The organism is Vulcanisaeta sp. EB80 (assembly GCF_002078205.2).
Window position 1 is genome coordinate 46138 of record NZ_LCWN02000007.1, and the last position, 6579, is coordinate 52716.

Genomic DNA, 6579 nt, shown 5'->3' on the forward strand with positions numbered 1-6579 from the left:
TTGTGGTGGGTGTTGTAGATCGCGGTAGGAGGAGACTTATATTATTCACAACATCCTTGGCAGCGTTTCAGACTCCATATAATTCAACTGTTCTATCCTTCATAACTCCAGTACTTGGTAGGTATTTTCATGTACCACTTTACATACTTGTTTATGTACCGATTGTTTACCTAATACCACTGCCAACATTAATGATCGCGCTGGGTAGGTTATCTGATATATACGGTAGAGCCAGGGTTTTCAAAGTTGGGTTCGCACTCTTTGTTATAGGTTCCATCATTGGCGCACTGGCGCCCAATGTTTACATTTTAATATTATCATCATTACTCATGGGTATTGCTTCATCAATACTATCGCCGGGTTCGGCGGCAATAGTCAGCCAGGTCTTTCCTGAGGGTGAAAGGGGGTTTGCACTTGGTATTAACGCAATGTCTGTGTATCTAGGACTAACGTCTGCACCGTTCCTTGGAGGCATTATTACGCAGTTCCTTGGTTGGCGATCTGTACTGTTAATAACGACTATCTTTTCAATACTTGGTTTAGTGATTTCGTTCATATCCATGAGGGGTATTGATATTCTAAGACGCAGTATACCAATTGATGTTTACGGTTCAACCACCTACGCATTGGCATTACTTAGTATTGTAATGTACCTGCTCTTATCTGCAATGAGCAATTGGTTTAACTATATTTATTTACTAATTATTGGTGTTGCGTTATTGATATTATTCGTGTTAATTGAAAATAAGATAAGAAATCCCATGCTTGAATTGTCATTATTCACTAGGAATATATCCTTCATGGCAGGTAATTTAACAGCGTTACTTAATTATATAAGTACGTATTCGATACCGTTCTTACTATCACTTTATCTACAGGCTGTGTTGGGCTATAATCCATTCATGGCAGGATTAATACTTGCTTCTGAACCGATATTCATGGCTGCATTGTCGCCAATTAGTGGTAGGTTGTCTGATAGGTATGGTTCCAGGGAAATAGCGGCTCTTGGAATGGGCATTATTGGGGTGGCATTCGTAATGTTGCTAGTGTTAAATATACGCAATTTAATTAACATAGCAATATCGCTGGCTGTTCTCGGAATAGGCTTCGGCTTCTTCTCCGCACCAAACACAAACTCCGTGATGGGTTCTGTAACGTCTGATCATTAATGGAGCTAGCCATTAATGGGGCCTGTCGAGCCCGCGACCTGGGTTCAAATCCCGGCCGATCCATCAATGATTATGTTTTATGTTCTTCGTTTTTTGTTTTGCCCCGTGGGTGTGGGTTTGTGGGGCCGCTCGGGTGAGGATCTCTAAGGCATGGTTACGCTTGATGTCCGGTCCTCCGTACTCGTATTCTGTTATTTCGTAAAGTTTCTCGAATGCTTCACGGCTTATCCTCCCGTCATAAAGCGCTAAGATCAGCTCAATTCTTAATCGGCGGAGTGGATGATGAACATATTTTGCTATGTGCCTAAGCAACTTAACGGCATTTCTGCCATAAAACATTAAGACATCGGCCGTTTCAAGCGATCTATCGCTTCCAACGATACCGAACCTCTCGGCAATTACCCTCTTCAGCATATCGAGGATGAAACTCTTCGGGCAGTCCTTACAGACTGAAATCATTACATTAACGGATCCATTGTACCATATCGATCCATCACCATCAAGCGCCCCAGCTATGAACATGGCTAATTCCTTATCATTAAAGTTCTTAATCATCTTCTCGAGCTCGTCAGCGTTTAACTTGATTGGCCAAGGCCGGTTGCCAATGTCTAGGTCCACATAGAATGATAAAGCAATTGATCTAGATACGTATTTCGCGGTCGGTGCCTTATTTTTCCACTCAACGACCAGGCTCGGCGTTCTGATCGTGCCTAGTATCTTTAGGAAAAATACGGCATCAATAGCATTCGTAGTATTTAATATCAACCTAACTTTCTTATTGTATTTCTTAACTGATAAGTCGCTGGCCCTTAGCCCGAGCCAGTATGGGTTCCTTAGGTTGCTCAACTCATTAATGCCCTCAAGCCAAATGCACGGCTCTATTCCGTGTCTCCTGAACTCATTTACGTCGACGCCGACGAATCGCCACAACTCCTCACACATCCCAACCTCGCTCCAACCAAGCCTCTCCCTCAGCAAATCCTCGATTTCCTTAACAACATCGTTCCTCATTGCCCTACTTTTCCAGCTAATCCCACACCTCCTTAACCATCTGTTTAGATCCCCGCAAGTCTGATATACGGGTCGCGCTCCTAACCCAACCTTTTGACGCACCAAGACTCCTAAGCAGCATCAATAACCTACACCTATGCTCATCATCGCCACTGTAGCTTAACCATAGCTTATGAACAATACCTCTAGTGCCATCAGCAACCTCCTTGCCAACTGCGTTGCCGTTGTGGCAGTTCGCCCTTACCAACTCTTCTATGAGCTTCATGACGCAATCCTCGTCGTTGTTTTCTAGGCACCTCATTGCTTGTCTTATTAACTCCATGCATGTTTCTATCCTCCCCGCCTGGGTGGGTTGGGGCAGGGAGGCTTCGTTGCTTGACTTTTTGTCCTCCTCGCTCTCCATCGGGCCTTTGCCGATCCTCGGCGGCCCGTTGATTTTAAACCCACCCATAGCCGAGGCGGCAAAACGCTTACTTAGGTGCATCATTGAAACACCTGTGCTTACTCAACTTACTCATGAGCATCTTAGCCGCCTCGCTGCATAGCTTTGATTCCACGCACTTATTATGGACGTAATTCCACAGTTGGCAATCAACTCCTTGATATGTCAACAACCACCCAAGCAACCAAACCACCCCACACCCAATACTTATTTTATCAACTAGGTTTATAAGGTACCACGAACGTGGTTAATGACAAGTTGAACCGTAAACGAGACTTCACAGGAACGAGAAGGCGCCGATGGCTCACGCTGTGTTGGCTAGAAGCAACTACAGCGCGGATGCGGCGCTAATAAGGGGGCACGTAAGGACGGAAATAATGGAGAAACTGCCGAGGGTTGTACTGACGTAGTTGTAAAAACCATTGTTTTTAAACTAACTAGGCCCGTGCATGCCTTAGTTCAGTGAGATAGGTAATTTACTAGGCATTTAATGAATTTTGACCTACACCTGCGGCAATCGTCCGTGTACCACGGCTTCAGGCATTGGGCCATGGCCTCCGAAAAACCCTCTCCGCGTAATCAGCCCCACTGTTGGGCATTGATTACATGAATAAGGGCTGTTATAGGGTTATTGAACAAAACGGTTTTGATTTTTAACGAGGGGTTTGCTAAAGGGGCTCATGAGCTTGCTATTACCGTGAATGGGTAGGTCTGCCGCTAACAACCCCTTGAGCCGCCCGCCAGAGGGGAATATTATAACTTGATTGGTTATGATAGGTACTCCTGGTGTGGCATCTGGTGTTTTGGGTACCATGAGGTTTACGGGGCAGTTGCTGAGCATTACTGTGGCTAGTGCAATATTAATTAATTACTTAGGTAGGTATGCCGCGTTGTACCTATTCACTGGCATAGCACTTATTAACACGGTGATCTACCAATCATTCCTACTTGGACTAAGGGTTATGCTCATTATCTCGGCTGTACTTAGTTTTATTGGCGTTTATACATCATTGTTACGTGAGAAATAATTAATTATCATTTTTATATGGAAACCAATCCATGAGAGTCATGATGCTGCATCATGGTAAGAGCCACGATAATTTCTTCACCTTAAGTCCAAGCATTAGTAGTACCAAGTACACCAAACCACCGATTAGTGCGCCCGTGAACCCAGGCGGTGCGTACTTAAATGTTGATGGTAATAGTGTTGGTAGGTAATTCATGAGTAGGCTTCCAATTACGAAACTCAGGATTGCGGCTATACCAATATGCTTCAAGGGCTCTTTTGGTATTGAGTAGAAGTAATCACGCACATCAGCAAGAGTCCTAACTCTACTCCTAAGCCTTAGATACCAATCGAAGATTAGTATGAAGGTTAATGGAAATATTGTTAAACCCACCAGATTCAGGAAATTAACTATATATGTTAATATCCATATTGAGACTATTATTGATGCAATGCCAAGTATCAATATGGCAATAGGTTGCGTAAGTCTAGCCCTGAACTCACTCTTGAATTTCCTAATGGCAGGGTCTATGGCAACTAATAAGTCTATAGCTGATGGATATAGGTTCATTGCATTCGTATGTATTATAGCCAAGGAAGCCCCCAACGCAGCCACCAACACCCACCATGGTGTTCCAGGTGGGAACTGTAATGCGGCCACATTCCAATTATTCGCATAGTATTGACCGGCAAAGCCGAGAATCCCCATCAAATATATTGGTATTATAATGCCAACAGGAGTTGCCAATGCATATAGAACATTAATTCCGCTGTATGGTTTAGCAAAACGTGATGTTGTTGATGTCTTATAAGCCCAGGATAATGCACCAAATGCGAGCATTAGGTCTATTGCTGCGCCCCATGACTCATTACCACTTGGCTTTGTTGCCCAAAGCACTGCCCAGTTGACGTGGTATGCCGTTATTAGGTAGTACGTAAGCACCGCGTAGCTTATTAGGAGTATTATTGATGTATACCTGTAGAAGTACTCGAGCCATTTGAAGCCAAGTATTACTAGGAATATTTGTATGGCACCCATTATAACGTACCAGTACATTATCGGTGTATGAGTTACTGCCGAAAGAATCTCCGACCCAACCGCATTGTTTAGTGCGAACCACCCTATGTTGATCACGGTATACAGCAACGACAGTGCCTGGGCTGTTCCATAACCAAAGGTTTTCCTGGCGATTACAAGTGCTGTTAGTGGTATTTGGCGGCCCATCTCGGAGAATAATGCCGTGGGAATTACGCCTAGTATAAAGGCTATTGTAATGGCTATTAACATCCCCCTCAAACCTAAACCAAAGAGTAGGTAACCGGCCAGTGGGGTTGCTGCTGATGCCGAAGCCATTGCCCAGAATATGAATAGGTTATACCAGTGATACCTCCTCAATCTATTTGGTATTGGCAATACGCCTATTGTTTCGAGCTCCTTGCCAAAACGTCCAAATTCAGGTAACCCCCTTGCTAGCTCTTCAAGTTTCTCCTCATCAAACTCTTCGAGAACCATATTTAAAAGGGGAATATGCTTATAGTTTAAAGCATTACTGTAGCTAAGTCACTGTTTAATCCAGCGTTTTATTACATCCATTGTCAGGTACCTGAGCTTAAGTTCGCTCTTTATCGTATCCCATTCGTGGAGTATCCTCACAGCCTCATTTGCAACCCTAATGGCATCCTCAACTCCCGCATCTGGTATGAATTCGTTGGTTTTCCTATTGGCTATGGCCGCCATTATACCGCCAGCCCTTGCACCGTGTACATTGGCTATTGTGTATATGGTTGCCGCCTCCATCTCGAAGTTCAGCACGTTCATTGAGGATAACGTATTAACAAGATCCCTTGACCATGGAGGTAAATAATCGTTGAAGCTTGGTCTTCCTTGCCCAACGTAGAAGTCGGCGGTTGATGCCGTTAAACCCACGTGGTACCTAACACCCAATTGCTCAGCTGCGGTTATTAAAGCCAGGACTACGTCGTAGCTAGCCACGGCTGGGTACTCAGGCATTGCGTAGGCGTTGCTTGCCCCGTCTAGCCTGACTGCGCCTGTGTTTATTATCACGTCACCGACCTTTATCCATTCCTGGAGTGCGCCTGTTGTGCCAACTCTGATGAACGTGTTTGCGCCCAGTGTTAGTAATTCCTCGATTGCTATTGCCGCAGCTGGTCCTCCAATCCCTGTGGATACTGCCGATATTGGCGCACCCTTGTAAGTGCCCGTGTATGTCACGTACTCCCTATGAACGGCAACCTGCCTAGCGTTGTCCCAGTACTTGGCTATCCTTGGTACCCTGTCTGGGTCGCCTGGGGTTAGTACGTATGGCGCTATATCACCAGAGCCAGCCATTAGGTGGTACACCTTAGCACCAACCATGGGCTTGGACGCGGACATTTGCGATCACGAACACCATAGATTATTAGGTAAATTTTAAACATAATCTCTCTTAAAAAATACTTCGTGGGCGAGAAATTAAAGTTTCGTTTCGGCACCGATGGTGTTCGCGGTATCATAGATAAAGATTTTAATGAAAGGCTCGTCGCCGTACTTGCCGAATCAACGATCAGGTACTGGTCACGTAGGTACGGATTGAAGCACCTATTGGTTGGTTATGATGTCAGGACTAGATCAAGGACTTATGCAACAATAGTCGCAAACGTAGCATTAAACCACGGTATTGATACAGTGATAACGGGAAAGCCAACCCCGACTCCTGTTGTTGCTTGGTTTGGTTTTCGTTTTGGTTTTGATTTGATTATTCAGATCACGGCTAGTCATAATCCGCCCATTTACAATGGCTTCAAGGTAATAAGCCGAATAGGGGCACCAGCCCAGGAAGAAGACACAAACCAAATAGAAAAAACATACCAAGAAGAGGCGGAGGACATCAATAAATCAGTGAGCAAGATTGAAATTAAGGACGTGCCAACAATAGATCCAAGCGGTGATT

7 protein-coding genes and 1 pseudogene are annotated in these 6579 nt (G+C 44.6%); 3 read left to right on the plus strand and 5 right to left on the minus strand.

The annotated features are described in order from the left end of the window. Nucleotides 1-5: 5 nt before the first annotated feature. Complete coding sequence (locus B7L70_RS02560; RefSeq protein ID WP_081226343.1) at nt 6-1169, plus strand: MFS transporter; 1164 nt, start codon at nt 6-8, stop codon at nt 1167-1169. Between the two features lie 63 nt (nt 1170-1232). Here B7L70_RS02560 and B7L70_RS02570 read toward each other — a convergent pair whose 3' ends face one another. From B7L70_RS02570 to B7L70_RS13190, 3 genes are read right to left on the minus strand one after another with little or no spacing between them, the layout of a single operon-like run. Beyond that, nucleotides 1233-2180: a hypothetical protein gene (locus B7L70_RS02570; protein WP_081226333.1), complete on the minus strand. Its 948-nt coding sequence runs from the start codon at nt 2178-2180 to the stop codon at nt 1233-1235. A 16-nt stretch (nt 2181-2196) separates the two neighbouring features. Continuing rightward, the gene (locus B7L70_RS02575) at nt 2197-2664 is read right to left on the minus strand and encodes a hypothetical protein (RefSeq protein WP_143701506.1); all 468 of its coding nucleotides are present in this window, start codon (nt 2662-2664) and stop codon (nt 2197-2199) included. Beyond that, complete coding sequence (locus tag B7L70_RS13190; RefSeq protein ID WP_162009076.1) at nt 2651-2806, minus strand: hypothetical protein; 156 nt, start codon at nt 2804-2806, stop codon at nt 2651-2653. Before B7L70_RS13190 ends, B7L70_RS02575 begins: the two co-directional genes overlap by 14 nt. A gap of 604 nt (nt 2807-3410) precedes the next feature. Here B7L70_RS13190 and B7L70_RS02580 point away from each other — a divergent pair. Further along, nucleotides 3411-3650: a hypothetical protein gene (locus B7L70_RS02580; RefSeq protein WP_238376053.1), complete on the plus strand. Its 240-nt coding sequence runs from the start codon at nt 3411-3413 to the stop codon at nt 3648-3650. Between the two features lie 51 nt (nt 3651-3701). Here B7L70_RS02580 and B7L70_RS02585 read toward each other — a convergent pair whose 3' ends face one another. Both B7L70_RS02585 and udp read right to left on the minus strand, forming a co-directional pair. Then, a complete protein-coding gene (locus B7L70_RS02585) occupies nt 3702-5141 on the minus strand; it encodes a cytosine permease (RefSeq protein ID WP_081226336.1) in 1440 nt (479 codons plus the stop codon). Nucleotides 5142-5189: 48 nt separating this feature from the next. Then, nucleotides 5190-6023: a uridine phosphorylase gene (gene udp, locus B7L70_RS02590; RefSeq protein WP_081226337.1), complete on the minus strand. Its 834-nt coding sequence runs from the start codon at nt 6021-6023 to the stop codon at nt 5190-5192. Between the two features lie 66 nt (nt 6024-6089). On the opposite strand from udp, the pseudogene B7L70_RS02595 reads away from it, so the two are divergent. After that, nucleotides 6090-6579 (plus strand): annotated as a pseudogene (locus B7L70_RS02595) (phosphoglucomutase/phosphomannomutase family protein); the annotation flags it as partial.

Coding starts and splice junctions, on each gene's coding strand:
- B7L70_RS02585 (WP_081226336.1), bottom strand. CDS start 5,141: ATGGTTCTCGAAGAGTTTGATGAGGAGAAACTTGAAGAGCTAGCAAGG.
- B7L70_RS02570 (WP_081226333.1), bottom strand. CDS start 2,180: ATGAGGAACGATGTTGTTAAGGAAATCGAGGATTTGCTGAGGGAGAGG.
- B7L70_RS02575 (WP_143701506.1), bottom strand. CDS start 2,664: ATGCACCTAAGTAAGCGTTTTGCCGCCTCGGCTATGGGTGGGTTTAAA.
- udp (WP_081226337.1), bottom strand. CDS start 6,023: ATGTCCGCGTCCAAGCCCATGGTTGGTGCTAAGGTGTACCACCTAATG.